This window comes from Roseimicrobium sp. ORNL1 (assembly GCF_011044495.1).
Taxonomy (GTDB): domain Bacteria; phylum Verrucomicrobiota; class Verrucomicrobiia; order Verrucomicrobiales; family Verrucomicrobiaceae; genus Roseimicrobium.
The window spans coordinates 5,231,550-5,254,810 of sequence record NZ_CP049143.1; the positions used below are offsets into that span (position 1 = coordinate 5,231,550).

At 58.4% G+C, this 23,261-nt stretch carries 14 protein-coding genes; 4 read left to right on the forward strand and 10 right to left on the reverse strand.

Translation table 11 applies throughout. The features are described from left to right. Positions 1-29: 29 nt before the first annotated feature. Positions 30-3,266, reverse strand: coding sequence for an efflux RND transporter permease subunit (locus G5S37_RS21195; protein WP_165206439.1), 3,237 nt, complete (start codon positions 3,264-3,266; stop codon positions 30-32). Positions 3,267-3,387: 121 nt separating this feature from the next. Between G5S37_RS21195 and G5S37_RS21200 the strand changes: the two genes are divergently transcribed. Further along, positions 3,388-4,281 carry a LysR substrate-binding domain-containing protein gene (locus G5S37_RS21200; RefSeq protein WP_165206440.1) on the forward strand — a complete coding sequence of 298 codons (894 nt, stop codon included), beginning with the start codon at positions 3,388-3,390 and terminating at the stop codon, positions 4,279-4,281. A 34-nt stretch (positions 4,282-4,315) separates the two neighbouring features. Here G5S37_RS21200 and G5S37_RS21205 read toward each other — a convergent pair whose 3' ends face one another. Beyond that, positions 4,316-7,360: a pentapeptide repeat-containing protein gene (locus G5S37_RS21205; protein ID WP_165206441.1), complete on the reverse strand. Its 3,045-nt coding sequence runs from the start codon at positions 7,358-7,360 to the stop codon at positions 4,316-4,318. Positions 7,361-7,493: 133 nt separating this feature from the next. Here G5S37_RS21205 and G5S37_RS21210 point away from each other — a divergent pair, with 133 nt between their 5' ends. After that, positions 7,494-9,977 (forward strand): PSD1 and planctomycete cytochrome C domain-containing protein, encoded by a 2,484-nt coding sequence (locus tag G5S37_RS21210; RefSeq protein WP_165206442.1) that lies wholly within the window; start codon positions 7,494-7,496, stop codon positions 9,975-9,977. A 28-nt stretch (positions 9,978-10,005) separates the two neighbouring features. Continuing rightward, complete coding sequence (locus G5S37_RS21215; RefSeq protein ID WP_165206443.1) at positions 10,006-11,409, forward strand: DUF1501 domain-containing protein; 1,404 nt, start codon at positions 10,006-10,008, stop codon at positions 11,407-11,409. Positions 11,410-11,522: 113 nt separating this feature from the next. On the opposite strand, the gene G5S37_RS21220 is transcribed toward G5S37_RS21215, so the two are convergent. From G5S37_RS21220 to G5S37_RS21235, 4 genes are all read right to left on the reverse strand, one after another. Next, positions 11,523-12,284: a hypothetical protein gene (locus G5S37_RS21220; protein WP_165206444.1), complete on the reverse strand. Its 762-nt coding sequence runs from the start codon at positions 12,282-12,284 to the stop codon at positions 11,523-11,525. A gap of 70 nt (positions 12,285-12,354) precedes the next feature. Beyond that, positions 12,355-14,937: a protein kinase gene (locus G5S37_RS21225; RefSeq protein ID WP_165206445.1), complete on the reverse strand. Its 2,583-nt coding sequence runs from the start codon at positions 14,935-14,937 to the stop codon at positions 12,355-12,357. A 147-nt stretch (positions 14,938-15,084) separates the two neighbouring features. Further along, the gene (locus tag G5S37_RS21230) at positions 15,085-16,278 is read right to left on the reverse strand and encodes an AI-2E family transporter (protein WP_165206446.1); all 1,194 of its coding nucleotides are present in this window, start codon (positions 16,276-16,278) and stop codon (positions 15,085-15,087) included. Positions 16,279-16,329: 51 nt separating this feature from the next. After that, complete coding sequence (locus G5S37_RS21235; protein WP_165206447.1) at positions 16,330-17,178, reverse strand: class I SAM-dependent methyltransferase; 849 nt, start codon at positions 17,176-17,178, stop codon at positions 16,330-16,332. Positions 17,179-17,271: 93 nt separating this feature from the next. Here G5S37_RS21235 and G5S37_RS21240 point away from each other — a divergent pair, with 93 nt between their 5' ends. Then, positions 17,272-17,658: a hypothetical protein gene (locus G5S37_RS21240; protein WP_165206448.1), complete on the forward strand. Its 387-nt coding sequence runs from the start codon at positions 17,272-17,274 to the stop codon at positions 17,656-17,658. A gap of 222 nt (positions 17,659-17,880) precedes the next feature. On the opposite strand, the gene G5S37_RS21245 is transcribed toward G5S37_RS21240, so the two are convergent. The 4 genes from G5S37_RS21245 to G5S37_RS21260 all read right to left on the reverse strand — a co-directional run bounded on the left by G5S37_RS21245 (position 17,881) and on the right by G5S37_RS21260 (position 22,999). Further along, a complete protein-coding gene (locus G5S37_RS21245; protein ID WP_240914685.1) occupies positions 17,881-19,326 on the reverse strand; it encodes a DUF1501 domain-containing protein in 1,446 nt (481 codons plus the stop codon). Then, entirely contained in the window at positions 19,323-21,764 is a 2,442-nt protein-coding gene (locus G5S37_RS21250) for a PSD1 and planctomycete cytochrome C domain-containing protein (protein ID WP_165206449.1), read from the reverse strand. The genes G5S37_RS21245 and G5S37_RS21250 overlap by 4 nt, the downstream gene beginning before the upstream one ends. Positions 21,765-21,883: 119 nt before the next feature. Further along, positions 21,884-22,324 (reverse strand): TIGR03067 domain-containing protein, encoded by a 441-nt coding sequence (locus G5S37_RS21255; RefSeq protein WP_165206450.1) that lies wholly within the window; start codon positions 22,322-22,324, stop codon positions 21,884-21,886. A 111-nt stretch (positions 22,325-22,435) separates the two neighbouring features. Then, positions 22,436-22,999 carry a response regulator gene (locus G5S37_RS21260; protein ID WP_165206451.1) on the reverse strand — a complete coding sequence of 188 codons (564 nt, stop codon included), beginning with the start codon at positions 22,997-22,999 and terminating at the stop codon, positions 22,436-22,438. Positions 23,000-23,261: the final 262 nt, after the last annotated feature.

Here is a 23,261-nt window from a genome sequence, read left to right on the forward strand (position 1 = left end):
GGTTTTAAAGGGAACAGAAATGGAAGCTCTCAAGCGATCACAGGCTGGACAGGCATTTCGCTGACCTCGTCGTCTTCTTCGCGAAGCAGCGGATCCATCACCTGCACGCGACGACGATGCAGCAGGGCAAACACCGCAGGCACGAAGAAGAGCGTGGCAAACGTGGCGACACTCAGACCGCCGATCACCGCACGTGCGAGCGGCGCATTCTGCTCACCACCTTCACCGATGCCCAGGCTCATGGGCACCATGCCGATGATCATGGCAAGGGCGGTCATGAGCACCGCACGGATACGCGTGCTGCCCGCATTGAACGCAGCCTTCAGCGGTGACACGCCTTGCCGCACGTTGTCTCGCGCAAAGCTGACAATGAGCACCGAGTTCGCCGTGGCCACACCGAGACTCATGATGGCGCCCATCAGCGCGGGCACGCTGAGGGTGGTCTGCGTGAGGAAAAGTCCCCACACCACGCCAGTGATGGCGCCAAGCAATGCCGTGATGATGATGAACGGATCCGTCCAGCTTTGGAAATTCACCACGAGGAGCATGTAAATCAGTACGACGGCCATCACGAGACCGGCTGCGAGTCCCTGGAAGCTGGTCTGCATCGTCTCAGCCTGGCCACGCACCACGATGAAGCTGCCGCGTGGCAGTTCATGTTCCACTTCCTTCACCAGCTTCTGCACGTCGCGCACCACGCCACCGAGGTCACGACCACTCACACCGCCGAAGATGTCGATCACCGGCTGCACGTTGTAGTGAGAGATCACTCCCGGTCCCTGACCACGCTGGAGTGTCGCGAGGTTCGAGAGAAGCTGTCCATCGCCCTCACCCGCCTGGCTGCGACTCACGGGAATGGCCTCAAGATTCGCCAGGGAACTCATTTCATGCTCCGGGGTGCGGGCATTGATGAGGTACTGGATGCCGTTGGTCGGATTCAGCCAGTATAGCGGCTGCACCTGACCGCTACCGCTCAGGCTGAGCAGCACCGAGTTCGCCACATCGCGCTCGGTGAGGCCAATCTCCTGTGCCTTGTCGCGATCCACATTCACGGTGAACTGCGGCTGGTCCGCGGCCTGTTGCACGCGCACGTCGACCGCACCGGGAATGGCGCGAATCTTTTCCGCAAGCTTCGCCGCCACCGCACGGTTACCGGCTTGATCGCGTCCATAAATCTGCACGTCAAACGGAGCAGGCAGACCGAAGTTCAGCGTCTGGCTCACGATGTCCGCTGGCAGGAAGTAGAAGGTCGTGCCGGGGAATTCCTGGTTCAGACGCAGGCGCAGGCGGCGGACGTGGTCGTCCGTGGGACTGTGTCCATGTTTCAGTGATACCAGCACGTCGGCATCGCCGGTGCCGTAGAGGCCGTTGTTGGAATAGGAAAGGCTGATGCCGGAGTTCGGGATGCCGATGTTATCGAGGATGCCGGCAAGTTCCTTCTCTGGGATTTCCTGGCGAATCACCTCCTCCACCTTGTCCACGAGACGCGCGGTTTCTTCAATGCGGGTGCCGCTGCGAGCACGCAGGTGCAGCTTGATCTGACCCGCATCCACATTGGGGAAGAAGTCCTGACCCAACTGCGGCACAAGCGCCATCGATCCACCACACAGTGTGATGAAGATGAGCACGAACGCCACGCGATGCACCAGGATCGCGGAGAGCAACCGCTGGTAACCTGCGTGGAACTTTGAGAATCCACGCTCGAACGCGCGGTAGAAGGCCACAAAGGGACGCTGCCACAGAGCCACAGGCTTCGCATCATGATGCTCGCCCTCCGCATGATGCGGCACGTTCTTGTAGAGGAACATGATGAGCGTGGGCACCAGCGTACGCGAGATGAAGTAGCTCGCCATCATGGCAAACACCACCGCCTCCGCGAGGGGAACGAAGAGGTAGCGCGCCACACCCGTGAGGAAGAACATGGGCACGAACACGATACAGATACACAGCGTGGACACGAAGGCAGGCAGCGCGATTTCCTTCGAGCCGTCGAGAATGGCCTGAACAAACGGTTTCCCCATGCTCATGTGTCGGTGCACGTTCTCGATCTCCACCGTGGCGTCATCCACGAGGATACCGACGGCCAGGGCAAGTCCACCGAGCGTCATCAGGTTGATGGTTTCACCCAGGGCGCTGAGCACCGCGATGGAGCAGAGCACCGAGAGCGGGATGGAAATCGCAATGATCAAGGTGCTCCTCCACGAGCCCAGGAAGAGCAAAATCATCAACGCCGTGAGTGCCGCCGCGATGATGCCCTCATGCACCACGCCACTCACCGCCGCCTTCACGAACACAGACTGGTCCGCAAACTCCTCCACCTTCAGCTCCGGTGGGAGGCCACTCATGATCTTGGGCAGCTGGGCCTTCACGCCGTTCACAACCTCCAGGGTAGAGGCCATGCCGCTTTTCATGACGGTCAGGAGCACTCCGCGCACACCGTCCTTGCGAACGATGTTCTGCTGCGGCTGGTAACCGTCGCGCACCTGCGCCACGTCTTTCACATAGATGGTGGCACCATTGACGGTCTTCACCGGCAGGTTGTTCAGCTCCTCCAGCATACGTGGGCTGCTGTTCACGCCCACGTTGTATTCCGTCTCCTTGATCTTGGCGGTGCCGCTGGGCAGGATGAGGTTCTGCGCGTCCATGGCATTTACCACATCCCGCGCCGTGAGGTTCTTTGCCTTCAGCGCGGTGAGGTCGAGGTCCACGGATACCACGCGCGTCTTCCCTCCATATGGCCAGGGAAGTTGTGCCCCCTGGGTGCTGGACAGGCCCACACGCACCTGTGTCTGCGCCGTATCATAGATGGCCTGCTCGGACATCTTGTCGCTCGTAAAGGCATACTGGAGGATGGGGACCGTGGACGCATTGTAACGAATCACCAGCGGTGGCGTCTGACCAGGGGGCATTTGGCGCAGAATGGTTTGCGCCACCGCGGTGAGCTGTGCGACGCCCGCATCCACGGAAGCGCCAGGACGGAGGAACACCTTGATGATGCCTACGCCGTTATAAGAATTCGACTCAATGTGCTCGATGTCATTCACCGTCGCACTGAGGGACCGCTCATGATTGTAGATGATGCGCTGCTCCACCTCCTGAGGACTCAGGCCTTGATACTGCCAGATGACCGAGATCACCGGGATGTTGATGGACGGGAAGATATCCGTCGGCGTCTTCGTCAAAAGAAACGGAGACATGAGCAGCAGTACCAGCGCCGCGACGATGAAGGTATAGGGGCGACGAAGCGCAAGACGGACAATCCACATGGCGGTTTTTCCTTTTCCGAAACTTACGGATGGCTGCCACGTGCGGCGCAAAAAGCCCAATACAAGATTGGTCCCGCACTGATACTTGCATTGTATTAATCCGACTCGATTGTTGCAGCGTATGGAACTCCGGCATCTCCGCTATTTCACCGCGGTGGCAGACACCTTGAACTTCCACCGTGCCGCCGAAATCCTGCACCTCGCCCAGCCCGCGCTGAGCTCCCAGATCAAATCCCTTGAGGAAGAGCTGGGTGTGCAACTCTTTCACCGCACTACGCGATCCGTATCGCTCACGCACGCCGGCCGGGTATTCCTGGCAGAGGCGCGCACGGTGCTGGCCTCCGCCACACAAGCGGAGAACCGGGCGAGGAATGCCCAGCACGGTCTTGTGGGACACCTGCGTGTGGGCCTCATCGCCCCCACAGCCAATGCATGGCTCGCACGTATCTTGCGCGAGTTTCACCAAAACTATCCGGGCGTGCAGCTTTCACTCTTCGATCTTACCAGCCCTGAACAAATCAACCGGTTGCGCAGTGGCGAGCTCGATGCTGGTCTATTGCGCCCTCCCGTGGGCTACGCGGACTTCGACTCTATGCTGGTGGAAGAGTCTGGCCAAGTGCTGGCAATGCCCGCAGGACACCGCCTCTCCAAGCTCAAGAAACTCACCTGGATGGACCTTGACGGTGAAGGTCTCGTGATGATGGATCCGCGAGTGCAGCACGGCTACTACGATACCTTCCTCGCTGCGTGTGCCAAGGCTGGCGCCACACCACGTCCCGCCCAGTATGCCCATGACGTTCAAACAAAGATGTGGCTCATCTCTGCAGGATTTGGCGTCTCACCAGTGACGGATACACTCCGGCAGGTGAAGCGCCCCGGTCTCGTCTTTCGTGAACTGCCTTCGAGCCTTCCGCGTGTACCCACTGTCTTGGTCTGGCGAAAGAATGACGACTCACCAGTGCTCGCAAATCTGCGGAAGAGCTTTCTCGACCTCGCAGCCGGCAAAGACCTCTGAAAGAACAGAGGAGCCAATATTCGCAGATTCAAGGTTAGAAAGCTATTAGATTTGCTCTTTCTAAATTTGCCTCCTCGAGGCTAGCGCCCACTAAGTTAGCACCCACCAGATTTGCACCCACCAAGTTTGCGCCTGCGAGACTGGCACTTTGTAGATTGACCCTCTCCATATTGGCTCCTACAAGAGTAGCTCCATCAAGCCTCGCTCTTTCGAGATTCGCCCTTACAAGATTTGTCCTTTCAAGGTTTACTTTCTCAAGGTTGGAGTCCCCTAAGTATGCACCCTCAAGATTTGCACCTTCAAGATTCGCACCAGTAAGTTCCGCATATTGAAGATCCGCCCCCTGAAGGTTAGCTTTCTGAAGCTGAGCATTCTCCATATTTGCTCTCCAAAAACAGGCCTCATGAAGTTTTGCCTCTACTAGACTTGCTTCAAAAAGATTGGCATTGGAGAAATTTACAACTGCGAGATTAGCCTTTTCAAGATTAGCCGCAAAGAGGTCCGCCCCATCCGCATTTACCCCTTCAAGATTTGCCTTTGTAAGAGTCGCCTTCCTGAGGTTCGTCCCTACCAAGTTCGCACTTTCGAGATCGGCTCCCACAAGAATTGCCTCTTCGAGCTGTGCATGCTCAAGGTTTGCCCCTCCGAGATTAGCTCCCTTTAGGGAACATCCGATAAAACAAGATTTTGCCAAAGATCCATCTCCCAGGTCCACTTGTTCCAGAAATTGATCCGTGAAAACCAGTTGTTCTAAGCATTTGAGTCCTAGGGCACTGCCGGAAGTAAGATGTTGGCCTTGCAATCGTCTGATCCAGCTACGTGCTGCGGTTGGATGTGGCCAATCAAGCGAAACCTTTTCCTCGCTGAGTCTAACGCACGAGTTAATCGCCACAAGCAAGCATTCCTCCGCATTTCTCGACTGCTCGATCATCTGTCCGAAGCTCAACGTAGTTCGCTTTTCCATCGGCATAGAATGCTTCAGGGAGGTGTTGGCAATACGGACTAGTGCGGTTCTCCAACAAGACGCTTTATCTCGTAACCTTACTTCATTTATCAGAAATTTTCGTTGATTTTCTGTGACAGTACTCGGCCCAGTCAATTTGGACCACTCGGCAAGGCACTCCACTTCGTTCCAGCCTGAGAATTTCTGATCTTGCTCACACAACTTCTCTTCCATGAGTTGCAAGAGGCGCACAATCCTGCGCGCGACCAAGTATTCACCGAAGCTTTTGTGCGTAAACTCGAACGCATTTTCATCCGCTCTAATACCCGCTTGTCGAAAGAAAAAAGCCGTCAAAAGGCGCAGAACACCGGCTTCCGCCCCTTCTTGGAACACCTCTAGCATTTTCTCAATACCTGCATCTTTGCAATGCTGTTTGATCTCGCCCACCGTAGTTTTTCGACCATCTCCGTGCCAAGCAGCAACCGCTACCTCCTCAAGTACTCTCTGGAAATGCTCTGGAGGCATCCCACGCACGTGAAAATTCTCGCCGTTCCCCCATCGCCTCCGGTAGACTTCTCCTACTAATGATTCATAGATCTGGTTCTGTGTAACCTGACGACTAAAATCCAGCCCGCCCGCACCATATGCCAAAGCGAGCAAGTAATTGAGCAACGGCTCTGAGGTGATTTCGGTTAACTCACCGTGATTCAATGGAACATCTTTGTGTTCACCGCCCTTCAACTCTGCATATTTCCGCCACCACAAGACCCGCTGGTCAATTTTTTCTAGCAAGGACCAACCATGTTCGTAAAGTTCCTTGTCGCTATTGCCCACAACATAGGGCAGTAAATGCAGAACGCTCCCTTCGCGGCGAAACTGGTCTTCAAGGCCATCCATCACTACCGTACGTCCGCTAATCAATGCCTTCACCCTTACCGAAGTGGTGTTCTGATCCCTTACCAACTCTTTCACGGCTTGAACAAATTGACTTGCTTGATTCTGGGCAATTTTCCCGAGCATAGCCAGTTCATCGAGCCCATCGAACACCAGCAGAATCCGATCGTCACCCTCAACACAATCCAAAGGATGCGCGGGATGATCAGCGAGCAAACGAGTCTTCTGCAAATACTCAGCGATAACAGGCGCCAACTCGCCGCGATAGTTAACCTGATGAAGCGGCAAATGCAGCGCACGCCAAGACGTGTCACGATTAACTGCAGCCGCAAGCATTCTAGTGAGAGATGATTTACCGCTCCCAGGCCCTCCACTAAGCACGCGCACAGAATCACTCTTATCCGAATGATCCAGCCAATGCAAAAGATGCTCCTCTAACATGACGGCAACTCGCCTTTGATGCTCACGTGGCGCCAAATGCATCTCAGACAAAGGTGCCTTCTTATTCTCGCTCCTCAGGTGATAGTAAGCGCGCAGCGGTACATACAGTTGCCGTAGGCCAAAAGGCTCTCCGAACATCGGACTATCCAATTCACGCTCCAGCCAAGCCAAGTAGCCCTCCCATGCCTGTTCCCTAACTCCCGCCTTGGTAAATGGAGTTTCTGATGCTTGCAGGATGACCGCATACTTTTCGTGGTTCACACGCCATTCCTGATTCAGAGCGTAAACGAAATACTTGGGAAGTCTCGCGGTCAGAGAACGTCCGACAGCATCTTCGCAGCCTGAAGCAACGAGAAGCTGGCAAAACCACTCACCACAGGGTTTAAGAAAGGGTAGAGTCCCCGGCTGGCGAAAGAAATCCTTTCCAATTTCCAGCTCGGTCTTTTCCACCTCGCGATCCAACTGTCCGGCAATGTCCTCTACCTTTGGTGGGACCTCTTCAGGCAAGTGTATCATACTTTCCTCCACCAGCTCACGCATGGCACGAAGCAACGCTCGCTGAATCAGAATCCACGCCAGCGCACCGGGGTCAGGTTTTAAACCTAAGGCGGCAATGGCCTCACCGGCATCCGCAGAGAGCTCGTCCAGCTTGCCGGCACTAGCGTGGGCAATGGACTTGCCGAGGGCCTTGAACAATCCTCCCTTATCCAGTTGGACCGTGCGCTTGAGAACCGATTCAGGTCTGCTGACCGCCAGGTTCGGTGTGGCCTTCTTTTTAAAGGAAGAACGTTTTTTTACCATGCTTTAACCAATTACCGGGCTTTGGCATGTCAAGAACTTTTGGTCAGACGGCAGGAATCTTCACGTAACTGCCCGCAACCTTCACGCGTCATCACGGTTGAATGCTGCATCACCTGCTCACCCTTCAACCGGCATGAAACGCTCCACCTTCAGCCTGCTCCTCCTCCTGGCCACCCAGGCCGGCGTTGCTCATGGCGAATTCACCGATGAACAGCGAAACTTCTTCGAGCGGAAGATTCGCCCCGTGCTGGTGGAGGAATGCTACGAATGCCACTCCGCCCAATCCAAGAAGGTCAAAGGCGGCCTGATGCTGGATACGAAGGAAGCCACGCTCAACGGTGGGGACACGGGTCCTGCGGTGGTGCCGGGCAAGATCTCCGACAGCCTGCTCATCGACGCCATCCGCTATGGCAACAAGGACATGGAGATGCCGCCGAAGGGCAAGCTGCCGGCAAGTGTCATCGCGGACTTTGAGACGTGGGTAAAAATGGGAGCTCCCGACCCACGCGGTGAAACCGTGGCTGATGCAAATGCCGCAGCCTCGCAGTGGAAGAAGAAAGAGATCGATGTCGCGGAAGGCCGGAAGTTCTGGGCGTACCAGCCGCCGAAGAAGTCGCCCGTGCCCGAGGTGAAGAACACGGCATGGGCCAAGTCGGACCTCGATCGCTATGTCCTCGCGAAGCTGGAAGAAAAGGGACTGCAGCCCGTGGCAGATGCGCAGAAGCTGGACCTACTGCGCCGTGTTACCTTTGACCTCACAGGCCTGCCACCCACGCTGGACCAGATTCAAGCGTTCATGAAGGATACCTCGCCTGAGGCTTTCACGCGTGTGGTGGACAATCTCCTGGCTTCAGAACGCTTCGGTGAATACTGGGGCCGGCACTGGCTGGATGTCGCGCGCTATGCGGAGTCCAGCGGGAAGGACATCAATGTCCCCTACCCCTTCGCCTGGCGCTATCGCGACTGGGTCATTGGCGCCTTCAACGAGGACATGCCGTATAACGAATTCATCCGTCAGCAAGTGGCCGGTGATCTGGTGCCCTTCAAGGATGCGGTGGATCAGAGCAAGAAGATCGTGGCCACCGGGTTTCTGGCCATCGGCACGAAGCCGCACAACGAACGCAACCCACGCCAGTTCGCGCTTGAGGTGGCAGATGAACAAATTGACACCCTCACGCAAGCCGTGCTCGGCACCACGGTGGCCTGCGCCCGCTGCCACGATCACAAGTTCGACCCCATTCCACAGAAGGACTACTACGCGCTCGCCGGTATCTTCCTGAGCAGCGAGACGCTGTACGGCACCAATGGTGTGATACAAAACAATCAACCATCCGACCTCATCGAACTCGGTCATGAGTCCGGCATGGCCCCGGGGTTTGAAGGCATCAGCGCCTCCGCACGAGCGGACCTCGCCCGCCGCATGAAGCAACTCGAAGAGACGCGCGTCGAGCGCCAGCAGGAAGCCCTGGCTGCCCGGCGCAGCGGCAAGGATGTCGATGCCTTCCGCCTGCTCGCCATCCGGCAGCAAACCAGCGATCTCAAGGGTCAGGTCAATCGCTACGAGGAAGACGGCAGCGCCCGCATCCTGGCAATGGGAGTGTATGACCGCAGGACTCCCGTCAACAGTCCGCTCTTCAATCGTGGGGAGGCCACTCAACCGGGCGAGACGGTGCCGCGCGGATTTGTGCAGGTGATGTTCCCCTCAACGCCGCCTCAGGTGACCAAGGGCAGCGGAAGACTCGACCTCGCGAACTGGCTCGCCAGCACGGAGAATCCCCAGACGGCTCGTGTGATGACAAACCGCATGTGGCGCTGGCTTTTCGGTCGCGGCATTGTGGCTTCCGTGGACAACTTCGGCGCCATGGGTGAGAAGCCATCCCATCCTGAGTTGCTGGACTGGCTCGCCCTTCGTTTCATGGAGAATGGCTGGTCAGTGAAGAAGATGGTGCGTGAGATCGTGCTCAGCCGCACCTACCAACTCTCGAGCCAGCATGCGCCGCAGAACTTCGCCGCGGATCCGGACAACACGCTTTTCTGGCGCATGAAAACACGCGCGCTCGACGCAGAGTCGCTGCGTGATGCCATGCTGCTCATCAGCGGCGAGATTGACTTCTATCCCCCACCCGGCTCGCCTGTATCACGCGTGACGGGCGAGGGTCGCGCAGCCATCCTGGGCTACTACCAGGCGACGCAGCAGCCCTCGAAGTTTCGCTCCGTGTATCTGCCGCTCATTCGCGATGTGGTACCGGAAGCGCTCGCCCTCTTTGACTTCGCCAATCCCGCACTCGTCACCGGCGATCGCGAGACCACCAACGTTCCTTCGCAGAGTCTCTACTTGATGAACAACGCCCAGGTCATCGCCTTGAGCGATGCCTTTGCACGGCGCGTGTATGAATCCTCCAAGGACAATCCCACGCGCATGGTGAATGCCTACTGGCTCGCCTTCGGCCGTGCGCCCACGCAGCAGGAGGTCCTGGCGACACGCACGTTCTTCAGCGAGTACGCGCAGGATGCGTCCAAAGCGAAGAGCGCGAAGCATGGCGACATCAGCATGTATGCGTGGAGCGCCTTCTGCCAGGCACTGATGGCCTCCGCGGAATTCCGTTTCCTCAACTAACCATCGAGAACTCCAACCTGCCTCCTACGTGAACACTGCCCTTCCCTTCTCGCGACGCAGCTTCCTGCAAGGCTCCTCCGCAGGCTTTGGTTACCTCGCCTTCTCGGCGCTTTCCACCTGGGGTGCAGCCACCACATCGCCGCTCGCGCCGAAGCCTTCGCATTTCGCGCCTCGCGCCAAGCGAGTCATCTTTCTCTTCATGCCGGGAGCGCCGTCGCATGTGGATACGTTTGACTACAAGCCCAAGCTCACTGCGGACAGCGGCAAGGAGTCCGGTCGTGGTCGCGGCGGTCCGGCGACCTTGCTTGGTTCACCATGGAAGTTCTCCCAGAGCGGGCGCAGCGGCTTGTGGATCTCGGAGTTGTTTCCGGAAGTGGCGAAGCAGGCGGACCATCTCTGCCTGATGCGCTCCATGCACACGGACATGCCGAATCATCCTCAGGCGGTGATTCAGATGCACACGGGCACAGCGCAGTTCATCCGGCCCTCGTTGGGTTCCTGGACTCTCTACGGACTGGGCACGACGAATGAAAACCTGCCGGGCTTCATCACCATCAACCCGGCTCCTCAAGGCGGCGCGAGGAACTACGGCAGCTCCTTCCTTCCTGCGATTTACCAGGGCACGCGCATTGGCTCCAGCTTCCCTGGAGGCGGCGGCGGTGGGCGTCGCAATGGTGGCGCCTCGCCGCAGGGCATCAGCAACATTGCGAACCCGCGCTACACCACGGAAGCGCAACGCACCCAGCTCGACTTCATCCAGACGCTGAACAAGGGGAAGCTCCAGCACGAGGCGTATGAGCCGCAAATCGAAGGCGTGATCGAGAGCAACGAACTCGCCTTCCGCATGCAGAACGTGGCTCCGCAGGTGATGGACATCGAGAAGGAATCCGAGACCACCAAGAAGCTGTATGGCATCGGTGAGGACGCTACGGATACCTTCGGCCGCCAGTGCCTCATGGCACGCCGCCTCGCGGAGTCCGGAGTACGCTTCATCGAAGTGTCGAACGGGAGCTGGGACCAGCACCGCAACCTCAAGGCGGATCTCGCGCGCAACTGCAATGCCATTGACAAGCCCATCGCAGGTCTGCTCACGGATCTTCAGGCGCGTGGATTGCTCAAGGACACGCTCGTGATCTGGGGCGGCGAATTTGGCCGCACCCCTCATGCGCAATCGGGTGATGGACGCGATCACAACAACAAGGGCTTCACCCTCTGGATGGCAGGCGGCGGCGTGAAAGGCGGCCTCTCGTACGGAGCGACGGATGACTACGGGTACGAAGCCGTGACCGACAAGGTGCACATCCACGACTGGCACGCGACCATCCTCGCGCTGCTCGGCCTCGATCACGAGAAGCTCACCTACCGTTACGCCGGCCGCGACTTCCGCCTCACGGATGTGAGTGGCCGTGTGGTGAAGGAAATTTTTGCGTAGCTCCAATGGGGAAACGCAAAGCAACGAAGCAGCAGACAAGACAAGGGACTGGAGTTTCTCTTCCCTTCATCCTTTGCTGCTCTGCTGCTTTGCGTTAAAAACCCGAAGCGCTTCTACGCCGCAACCTTTCCCGCGCGCAGCAGCACATCGCCATTCTCCTGCACGCCCTTCATCAGGCGACGGTGTACATGATGCTTCGGGGAGACCATGTCATGCGTGAGTCCGCACTTCACAAACTGCACCGCAATGCCTGGCGACTCCTGCCAGGAGGCATCGATATTACTACCCTGACAGTACAGCGTGTGATCGAACTCCTCCTTCGCGTGAATCTCCCCATCATGAATGTGCATCGTGGGAAAGAAGAGCGACTGTGGCATCGAAGAAGGAAATAAAAATGCCATGGGATGCACCGGTCCATGAACATCCTTCAGCTTGAAGACCGCGAATCCGAAGGTCGCGTATCCGGGCAGCTTCTTCCACACTTTCTCGGGAAGGCGGAAGCGCTCATCCAACCGGGAGAAGTCTGCGATCGTGGGAACGAAGCTCGCATCGAAGGCACCCACACTCTGCACTTCCAGCTTTTGCACCCCGTACACTGCGGCCGGACCGAAGGTATCCCCACCTCTCGACCTCGACACCGGTGCAGGAAACCCCTTCCAGAGATCTTCAAACAGCCGGGGATACTTCTCCAGATTGATGAACTTCACGGCCTTCTCACCAGAGCCTGGCACCACGGGAATCGGCAGCACCATGGAGAGCTCTTCATCGGCTGAGAGGTTCATCGCGTACGCGACGAACTGATCCACACCATTGCCCAGACGGGCAAAGATTTTGGTGTTACTGACATCCTTCACTGGCTGGCTGAAACAACACATGGCTCGGATGGATTTGGGATTTCAGATTTGAAATTTCAGATGCAAGCAACGGAAGCCGCCCGATCTGTTCTCACTTGAACTTACCCAGGCGCTCTTTGCTCCAGTTCAGACCAGCATCGATGGTCTCATCGTGACCATGCCGGCTCTTGAGGGCTTCCCAGTGTTCAGAGGCTTTGGCAAAGGAGGACTTCGCCAGCTTGCTGTCCTTCGCGGCTTCGCTGGACTGACCGAGAATGCCGTAGAGCTGGGCCAGCAGCACGCCGCAGCCTTTGCGGTCGAGCTCATCAAGGCTGGCATCGTTCTTCTGCATCAGCTCTTCCAGTCGATCCACGGCCTCCTTGGCAATTGGCACGGCATCCTTCGCCTTGTTCAAGTCGCACAGCATCTGAGCGTGAGCACCCTTCTGCCGGGCGTATTCCATGAGGAAGCGCGTGTTATCCGGATTGTCCTTGCTGAGGTCCTCCAGGGTCTTCACAGCGGACTCCTGCTTCGTGCGTGCTTCGGTGGCATTGCCCTGGTCACGCTCCAGCGCAGCGAGGGCGCCGTAGTTACGGGCGAGCAGGTGGCGGGCCTCCGCCCACTGGGGCTGGGTGCGCACGAGTTCCATGAGGATGGCCTGCGCCTCGGCCTGCGCATCCTTGGCATCGGTGGTGCCGAGTTTGCCGGAAACGATTTCACCAAACTCGATATAGGCCTCCGCGAGGGTGAGCGCCTGCTCCTGGTTATTTGGAGCGGACTTCTCCACCAGCTTCACCATCACTTCCATGGAGTCGAAGAGGGCTCGCATGGCTTCATCGAGCCTGCCTTCATCCCGCAAGGAAAGCGCCTGCTCAATACGGCTGCGAGCCAGGAGGAACTGCTCCTGAGGCGTAAGCTCTTCCCCTACCACCTTTGGATCCATGAGCGTCGGCACGCGTCCGAGCGCATTCACCGCCACGGCCGTTTCGCCGTCACGACGCGAGCGCTTGCCAAGTTCATACCAGGCCATGGCGCACTCCACGCGCGCATTGCGATCCTTGGGATTCTTTTCAAGCGCCGGTGTCAGGGCGGCCACAGCCTCCTTGAAATACTGCGTGGCTTCCACACGATGCCCTTCTTCCGATTGCATGGTGCCCAGCCAGCGACACGTACGCCCCAGCATGATCTGGCGGCGCGTCACATCTGCATGCGTGGGCTCACGCTGTAACAAGGCGGTGAGCGTATTACGGGCTTTTTCGAACCAGGCCTTCGCTTCCTTCTGCTGGTTCTTGCGCATGAGGAGCTGCGCCGTGTTGAAGTAGTTCGTCGCGCGCAGGGGGAGCTGCGAGTCGTCCTTCTCCAGGCGAGGCCGCTCCTGCTCGCAGAAGGCCAGTGCGTCATTCACATGTTTCTGCGAAATCTCCGCCTGCAATCCAAGTCCTGCGGGCAGCTGAAGGAGCTGGGTCAGAAACTGATCCACCGCGGCCTGGGACATCTGCAGGTTCGAGCTGGCAAGCCGCTCAGCCTCCTTGGCCTGTTGCAGCTTGGTGGCCAGATCAGTGATCTTCCCTTCGCGAGCCTTGTCCCCTTCTTCCTTCTCCTTCGCGATATCCACCGTGGCCTTCTCTGCGTGCTTCCACTTGGTGTACTTGTCGTAGCCGTACCAGAGACCATATCCCGCAGCGGCCACCAGCGTTACAAAGAGCACCTGCACCATCGAGCGCAGCAGCACCACACGTCGGGCCTGCCGTTTTTTCTCAATGCCGATCTTTTCCCGGGCATCTTCCAGAAGGTAATCCGCCTCGAGTTTTTCAAACTCACGCATCACCTCGCGCAAGTCGGGCCAGCGCAGCTTCGGATCCAGCGCCAGGCACCTCTCCAGGATCTGCTTGCGGCGCTCGTCCCATTTCGACGTCGGCTTCTTCGGCCACACGATGTCATGCTGCGCGCGCACAGCGGCGAGAATGGCGCCATTGTCCACGGTGCGGACGGTGCCATTGAAGTTGGACTGCTCGCGCATTTCGGCCTCCAGCTCCTCCTCCGCCCGCGGGAACTTGCCCGTGAGGAGGCGGTACGCGAGCACGCCAAAGGCATACACATCCCACGAGGTGCCGTGGGTGGCGAGGGCATCCGGGTGCTCGGCCTGCTCCGGCGGGATGTACAGGAAGTGATCCGTGGTATCGAAATGGTGCACGCCACCAATCCAGCCCTGCACGGGGTCCCCAATCTTCGTGGCGCTGGCCTGGTCATCCTCCAGCAGCACGTTGCGTGGCTTCAGATTGCAGTGCACGAGATTGTGCTTGTGCAGCCACGCCATGGAGTCGCACACCTCATAAATATATCGCCAAGCCTCGTCTGCGGGCACGGTGCCGCAGCAGCTCTCCAGCGTGGGTGTTTCCCACTGCTTGCGGCGCTGGCCGTCCTCCGTCATGAAGCCGACCAGAGGCACAGCCACGTAGTAGGGAGCCTTGTCAAAATCAAAGCGATGCACCTTCAGGATGCCGGGATGCTCGGGCATCTGCTGCAGGCCGCGCATGCCGATGGTCAGCAGCTTGCGGTTGATGGCCATGCTGCTGAAGACCTTCACCGCGCACGCCTCACGCGTCTCCCCCACCACTGCCCGGTACACCGCACCACAACTGCCCTTGCCGATGAGGTCTTGTAGTTCCAATCCGTCGATATCAGGCAGACTCATGGGAGAAGGTCGCGGGCAACAATTTTGGCGGTTTTGCAGCGATCATGCTGCATTCACCCCTGAAAAGCAAGAGGCTAGCCGGGGGAGGAACCTTCAGAATTTCACGGGCTAAGGCTGCCTTCAGCCCCAGCCGGATTTACCCGCTTTTTAGCGGGGAGGTTCCGTCGCTGCCCCGCCGCCCAAAAGTTCGGCATCAGCGAATTCCGGGGTCTCCAGGACCACCTCACCGTGCTTCACCTTCTTCTTGGCCATGGCCACGGAGATCCAGCGGAACTCGTTGGTATTCTCCAAGATGACCTTCATCATCATGGTGAGCGGTACCGCCAGGAACATGCCTATCGGTCCCCAGACCCACCCCCAGAAAAGTACACTCAACACAATCACAAGGCCGGAGATACCAAACTTCCGCCCCATGAGCATGGGCTGCAGGAAATTATCCAGGCCGAAATTGATGATGGCATAGCCAATGCCCACGCCGACCGCCGAGCCCACACCATGATTGACCAGAGCTTCGATGATGGCCGGGACGGACGCCACGGTGGAACCGACAGCCGGGACATAGTTGAAAAGGAACGCCAGAATCCCCCACAGCAAGGGATACTTGAGATCAAACATCCAGCACCACGCGAAGGCCAGCACGCCCGTAGCGGCGCTGATAAGCGTCTTCACCCCCAGGTATTTCTGGATGTCTGTAGCGGACTGCATCAGCAGGGAGAAATCCGGACCTCCGGCAGCACGCACGACTTCCGCGCGGTTCCGGGTTCCCGGTGCTTCCATGAGGGTGAACATCATCACCACGAGCACCACAATGTGAGCGCCCAGGAAGAAAGCCACGGTGCCGAAGGTGCTGCCGGCAAACGCGGCCAACTGCTGCATCACGTCCTTCTGTGTGCCCATCTCCACCAGGTACTGGAGGTTGAACTGCTCCACTCCCTTGATCGCGCCGTCCACACCGACGTCCTTTTCCAGCCACACGGCCGTCTCTTCGACGATGCTCTTCAGCTTCAGCAGGTAGCGTGGCACTTCCTGTGAAAGGCTCTTCAACAGTCCGTAGCCGGCCCAGCCGAGCAGGCCAATGCAAAGAACAATCACGCCTACCGTGATGAACAAGGCCACCACATGTGGGACCTTCTTTCTCATCAGCCACGCCATGAGCGGATAGCTCAACACGGCCAGGAAGAATGCCACCACGAGCGGAGCGAAGAAGCTGGCGCCAGCCTTCAAGCCCGCGATCACTACCACCGCGCACGCGAGCGTGATCAGTGCGCGCATTCCCTGCATCGCCCCCCTCGGGGCTAGGCTTTCGCGGTCGATATCATCCTGATCTTCAAGTGCTGCCATGGGGGTATCCAGAACAATACGTCTCTCAGACCTCGAAAGCCAGTTTTCTACTCACGTTTTCTTCATACCCCCGAAAATGCCATACTTCATGGCGCCACGTCGGTAGGCCAGCCAGATGCGGAACATGGTGAGGGCGAAGATGCGGTTGTCATTCTTCGGATCGAGCAGGAACCGCAGGTACCCCGGTTTCCGGACCAGTCCCACCAGCATGCGCCAGGCACAGATGGGCCAGGTGCGGACCACCTGCTCTGAGAGGTCCAGCACACTCACCTCTTCAAAGCCTGCATTTTGCATCTTCCGCGCATACTCGGAGGCGGTACCGAGCGCGGGCAAGCGTCCCTCACGACACACCGGCTCCACCAGGAACCGGTGCTCCCAGGGCCTCAGTTCTTCTCCCGAGAGCCACGCAGAGACCGCCAGGCGCCCACCCGGTTTCAGCACCCGGAATGCTTCGGCAAAGAAACGATCCTTGTCATGCATGTGCTCAAGGCACTCGATGGAAATGACCGCATCATAGCTGCCCGATTCCCGCTGGTTGTGCATCCAGTCCTCGATGAGGTACCGGGGATTCCCCGGAGGGTTGGTTACCGATTCCGCATAGCGGACCTGCGCGGGCGATACCGTCAATCCGAGCACCTGCGCCCCATGCTCCTGCGCCACGATGCGCGACGTGGCGCCATAGCCACACCCCACGTCCAGCACTTGCATGCCGGGCCTCAATTGCGCCCGCTCCAGCACCAAGTCCACCAGCCGGCGCACCGCTTGCTCCGGCGTTTCCTTTCCCGTTTCCCACACCCCATGGTGCACATGCTCACCCCAGATTTCCCGGTAGAAGTGGTCGAGCTGGTCATAGTGCCGCGCGATGTCGTCTATGGAGATGGGCTGGGTAGACTCAACCATGATGGCGCAAACAACACGGAAGCGGTGTTCTGTCAAAGTGCGGGTGACTACATAGGCGCATACCCGTTTTCCATGAGCGGCGTATCGTCACTCATGACCTCGACCCCGCCTGACTCCCACGACGCCTGTGATGCGCATCAACACGTGCGGAAGAAGGTGGCCGCAATCTTTCAAGAGCTGGCCGGGAATCGGGCCACCCAACCGACTCAAGGCATGCCCTTGGTGGAGACCATGCTGCCTGTGCTCACGCCGGAGTTCGGTCCTGAGAAGGCCTACGACATCGGCTTTCATCTGGCGGACTGGATTGAGGACGCGTCTTTTCTCGTGGCGCTCCATTTCTTTCCCGAGCGGTTCACGCGTGAGGAAATCGAAGTGGGTGTGCGTGGCGCCGTGTTTCACATTCCAAATCATGCCGCGGCTGCGGGAGCCCTGTATGGGGCGCCGGTGGAGGATATCTTCGGGGTGCTGGATGCGGGGTGAAGGCAATGTCCAAGTACCACCATTGACGTAGCCAAAGAACGTAGAAGGCTTCTCCAGAAGCCTTTCACGGTGGCTCGAACCCACGATGGCTCACGTCGAAAAGCATACGATGGCGATCAAACATTTGAAGCGTCATCAAAATCAAGATCGTGGTAAACGCGACGTGAAAGGCTTCTGGAGAAGCCTTCTACAATAGAGGCAGCGCCTCGTATCGGTACTGGGCTATGAGATCATCCCGCGCTGCACGTGCGCTTCTTCCACACCGGTAAGCTTCTGGTCGAGGCCCTGGAAACGGAAGGTGACCTTCTCGTGATCGAGACCCAGCTGATGCAGCAGCGTCGCGTGGAGGTCGCGAACTTTCACCGGGTTCTGGGCAACATGATAGCCCATCTCGTCCGTGGCACCGTAGGTGGCACCACCCTTCGTGCCGCCACCGGCCAGCCAGATGCTGAAGGCTTCCTTGTGATGATCCCGCCCGCACGTATCCGGCTTCTCACTGCCTTGCAGCATGGGAGTCCTGCCAAACTCACCCGCCCAGACGATGAGAGTATCCTCGAGCAACCCGCGCTGTTTGAGATCCTTCACCAGAGCCGCCATGGGTCGATCGACGGCGCGGCAATTGGCTGAGAGACGGCTGTGCTGGCTGCCATGCGTGTCCCAGTCCGCGTGGAAGAGCTCGATGAATCTCACCCCACGCTCCGCCAGGCGGCGGGCATAGATGCACTGGCGAGCGAACTCCCCTTCCCCATACATGTCCATCACGTGCTTGGGCTCATCGCGCAGGTTCATGAGTTCCGGTACACTGGCCTGCATGCGGAAGGCCATCTCATACTGACTCATACGCGTGATGATTTCCGGATCGCCGGTCTGGGTGAGCTGCTGCTGATTGAGCGCCTGCACGCCATCAATGATGCGACGACGACGTTCGGCATCCACGCCTTTGGGATTGTTCAGGAAGAGCACGGGCTCGCCCGCACTGCGAAATTCGATGCCCTGGTGAATGCTGGGCAGAAACCCATTTCCCCACAGGGCACTTCCTGCGCCGGGGATCTTGCCGGATACGAAGACGACATACGCCGGCAGATTCGCGTTGGGACTGCCGAGGCCATAGCTCACCCAGGAGCCGACGCTGGGATTGCCGGGCCGGTTTAGCCCCGTGTGAAAAAACAACTGCGCCGGACCGTGATTGAAATCCTGCGTCGTCATGCTGCGCACCACGCAGATATCGTCCGCCACGGTCTGCAGATTTGGCAGCAGTTCGGAGATTTCCGTCCCGCCAGCGCCACAGCGGTCGAACCGGTAGCGCGTGCCCAGCAGTTTGGGATGCCCGCGGATGAAGGCGAAACGCTTGCCCTTGATGAACTCATCCGGGCACAATTGCCGATCATGCTTCTGCAGCATGGGCTTGTAATCAAAGAGGTCGAGCTGCGAAGGCGCGCCCACCATGTGCATGAAGATGACACGCCGTGCCTTCGGCGTGAAGTTCGTGACTCCGCGTTCCGGCGAGGCAAGGAGCTCCGGCTGCAGAAGCGAATTCAGCGCCAGCGTGCCCAGGCCGGCTGTCATGCCACGCAGGAGGGCGCGGCGCTGCAGCAGGTGGGACAACTCCCCCGTCCCCGTTCCCATGCGTTCAGGGTCCATCCATGATGATGTATCCAGGTATCTCATGGCTTGATGATGGTTTCGTGGAGATTCATCAGAACACTGGCAACATCGAACCAGGCGCCCTCCGCCTCATTGGATGAGCTATTGCCTCCTTCATACACGGCCACGAGCGCATCCAGCTCGACATCCGAAGGAGGACGGCTCAACACGGTGCGAAATCCGAAACCCAGCGAATCGCGCACATTCTGTCCGCCGTGGGCAGCCATGCGTTTCGCGAGTGCCTGGGTCATTTCCACATAAGCCGGATCGTTCATCAGGGTAAGCGCCTGCAGTGGCGTGTTGCTCCGCGTGCGCTGCACGGTGCAGGCAGCGCGATTGGGCGCATCAAACGTGGCGAAGCTCGGATAGTGGGCGTGTCGTCTCCACAGCGTGTAGATCCCGCGGCGATAGGCATCTTCTCCCTTCGAAGTGGTGTAGTTGTTGTCCACGTCACCGGTCACACGCCAGACACCGGCAGGTTGCACCGGCTTTACCGGCGGGCCTCCCATCTTGGCAGATAACAAGCCGCTTACCGCCAGCCCTTGGTCCCGGATGGTTTCCGCATCGAGACGGATGCCACCGTTGCGCGCGAGCCATTTGTTCTGCGGATCGCGCTCCAGCAAATCCGGCCGCGCGGTTGCAGCGCGCCTGTAGGTCTCGCTCAAAAGGATGCGGCGCAGTGTCTTCTTCATGCTCCATGCGTCCGTCTCCATGAAGGTCAACGCCAGCCAGTCGAGCAACTCTGGATGCGTCGGCTTGTCCCCTTGAAGACCGAAGTCTTCCATGGTGGAAACGAGGGGCTGGCCAAACAGCTCCGCCCACCAGCGGTTCACCGTCACACGGGCCACCAGGGGATTCTCCCTGGACACGAGCCACTGCGCAAACCCAAGGCGATCACGTGAAGCATTCGCAGGAAAACCATGCAATGCGGCAGGCGTCGCAGGATCGACCTTGGCGCCGGGCATGAGGAAATCACCACGCTGCATGATGCGGGTCTCACGTGGGATGTCCTCATGCATCACCGCCGTACGCGTCACGCTGACTGCGGCAGCTCGCTTGCGCTCCTGCTTCACCGCATCCTGAAGTTTGTCGAGACGCGCATCCCCCTTGAACACACTCCGATGCACCTTGCTGCACGTTTCAAAATCGCGATCCTGCGCCGGGATCTCCAAGAGATCTTTCTGCCCCGGCTTCAATGCGGCAACCTTTGCCGGGTCTTCTTCCAACTCGCTCCACCTCTCCTGCACAGCTTCCTCGTAGCGTTTCATGGACTGCTCAAGCTTCTGCTGCGCCGCCTTCGCCAGTTCCACGGCATCGGGAGACTCGCCCATCACTTGGTCCGGCCCAACGTAGGTCATGCGCGCACCTTTGGGAGCTTGCTGGCTTTCTACCGGCGTGTTGTTGAAAAACGCGAGCACCCCATAATACTCCTTCGAGGTGATCGGGTCGTACTTGTGATTGTGGCACTGCGCACAGCCGAGGCTGGTGCCAAGCCACACGGTTCCGGTCGTATTCACACGATCCACGATCTGCTTCACCCGATCCTCCTCCGGATCCGTGCCGGCTTCGAGATTCAGGGTGGCGTTGCGATGAAATCCCGTGGCGATCTTCTGGTCGGTCGTGGCGTGCGGTAGAAGATCGCCGGCGAGTTGCTCGATCGAAAATTCATCGAAGGGCATGTCATCGTTCAGCGCCTTCACCACCCAGTCGCGGTAGGGCCAAATCTGCCGGAACCCGTCGCGCTGGTAGCCATCTGAATCCGCATACCTCGCAAGATCCAACCAGGGCCGGGCCCACTTTTCCCCGAACTGCGACCGCGCGAGCAGATGGTCCACGAGTCTGACATAGGCATTCTCCGTGGGATTCGCGGCGAAGGCATCGACCTCGGCAACGGTCGGCGGCAGGCCGATGACATCGAGAAAGAGACGACGCACCAGCACCGGGGTCGCGGCACGTGGATTCGGCGTCAGTTGCTGCTTCTGAAGTTCAGCATTGATGAAGGCATCCAACGGATGCGCATTCTTGTCCGGCAATGCCGCTGCCTTTGGTTTCACATACGCCCAATGCACAGGTGGACGCCAGCCGTCATCCGGCCACACCGCACCCTGTGCGATCCACTCCTTGAGAATCTCCTGCTGCGGCGGCGTGAGCGGCTTGCGCTCCTTGGGCATGCGCTTCTCTTCATCCGTGGTGACCACCATCTTGTAGAGGAGACTTTCCTCCGGCCGCCCGGGTATCACTGCGAGTTCACCCGAATCCGCAGGTCGGTGCGCGTGATAGTGCGTGTGAAAGGCGACGCCGGCCTTCTGTTCCTTCTGCCCGTGGCAGGAAAAGCACTTCGCCTCAAGGATGGGCCGCACGTCCTTGGCAAAATCCACCCCCGCATGCGTCATGGCCGTGCCCGCCCAAAGAGACAGGCAAACACTGGGAAGATGGAAGAGCCTGAGCGAAGCGCGGTCCATGTCCCACGGGTAACGACGCGCGTCAGCCCGGCATTTCAATCAACGTACTCATCGACCGGCACCGGCACGCGGCACCGAGGCCGCGCTTCATCAAAGATGCCTCAGTCGAGACGGGAACCTCAGGGAGTAGCCTTCACCAATCTCAGGTAGATGAGAGAGCCCTTTTCATTGACCCCGCTGAAGGTCGCAGGGCGCTTGCCCGGACTGTTATCCCAGCAGAACCGGAGCTCGCTCGTCTCAAACTTATAGATCCCCAGAGCGGCCTTCTGGCCATCCGGAGACTCCATCCTAAGTTGTTTCGGCTCCTTGCTGGAATCCAGCCTCAGAAGACCGGCGGTTTCCACCTTGCCATTGATCAGAATGGCGAAGAGAGGGCCCGTGATGCGGATACTCATCGCCCTCAATTGATCCGTCGTAAGGGGCTTGTTTCCTTTTTCCCCATACTTCACCTTCCAGGTGCCCTCCATGAGCGTCAGGTCACCTGAGGGAGGCGCAGCGAATGACATCTGGGACATCCCCAGAAAAGTGGCCACGACCATGAAGGTGAGCACGCGGAGCATAGGCGCGACTCTTCCCCTGCTGCAGTCGCTCAGCAAGCGAATTACCACTCAAGAGGAGAAACCCTCTTGTCTTGATAGGACGAAACGAGAGCCGGGATATACCCCCGGCAATTACACCACTGCCTCAGCGCCCTTGTGCCCGAGCTGCTTCACCGCCTTGTTCAGCTGATCAAACTCAAGCGGCTTCTTGATCACCGTCACAGGGCCGGTGGCCAAAATCTTGCTGAGGATTTCGCTGTCCGGATAACCGGTGATCACAACGATGGGAAGATCAGGATCCAGGGCCTTGAGCTGCACGTACACCTCGTCTCCCGGAATGTCGGGGAGCTTGAGGTCCAGGAACACAAAGTCGAACTTTTGCTTCTTGGCCAGGCTAAGCGCTTCCGCGCCCGTGCCGACCACCAAGCGGGCAAGGTTGGCCTTTTTCAGGAACTGCTTGAAGAGCGCCTGCAACGCCGGATCATCATCGATCACCAGCACGGTGGGTAGTCCGCTCTCGTCTTCTTTGCGCAGCACATCACGATCCAGGAGGCTGCGCTTGATGCGCCACCGTCCACCAATCTGCACCGCTGGGAGCTGTCCGCGCTGCACGAGGTAGTACACCGTCGGCAACGGAATGCGGAGGTACTCAGCGGTTTCTTTAACCGTCATCAACTCTGGGGAGGAATCAGCCATGTTCGTTGGCAATTAGGTTGGTATATGCGGATGCTGTTGGGAGTTGGGACAGTGTGTGAGCAAAAGCGTGCAAAACGCTTAATTGAGAATGCGCGACTTAAATTTCCATAAATTCCAAAAATTAGCAAGCTTTTTCGTAAATGGATAAAGAGAATGCCCAAAACCGAGCTAAAGAATAGTCAAAAATGATATTCATAATCGCTGTCATTATATAATTTGCGAAATGAAAGGTGCTGAAATTTCGTGGTTTTCCGGGCTAAGC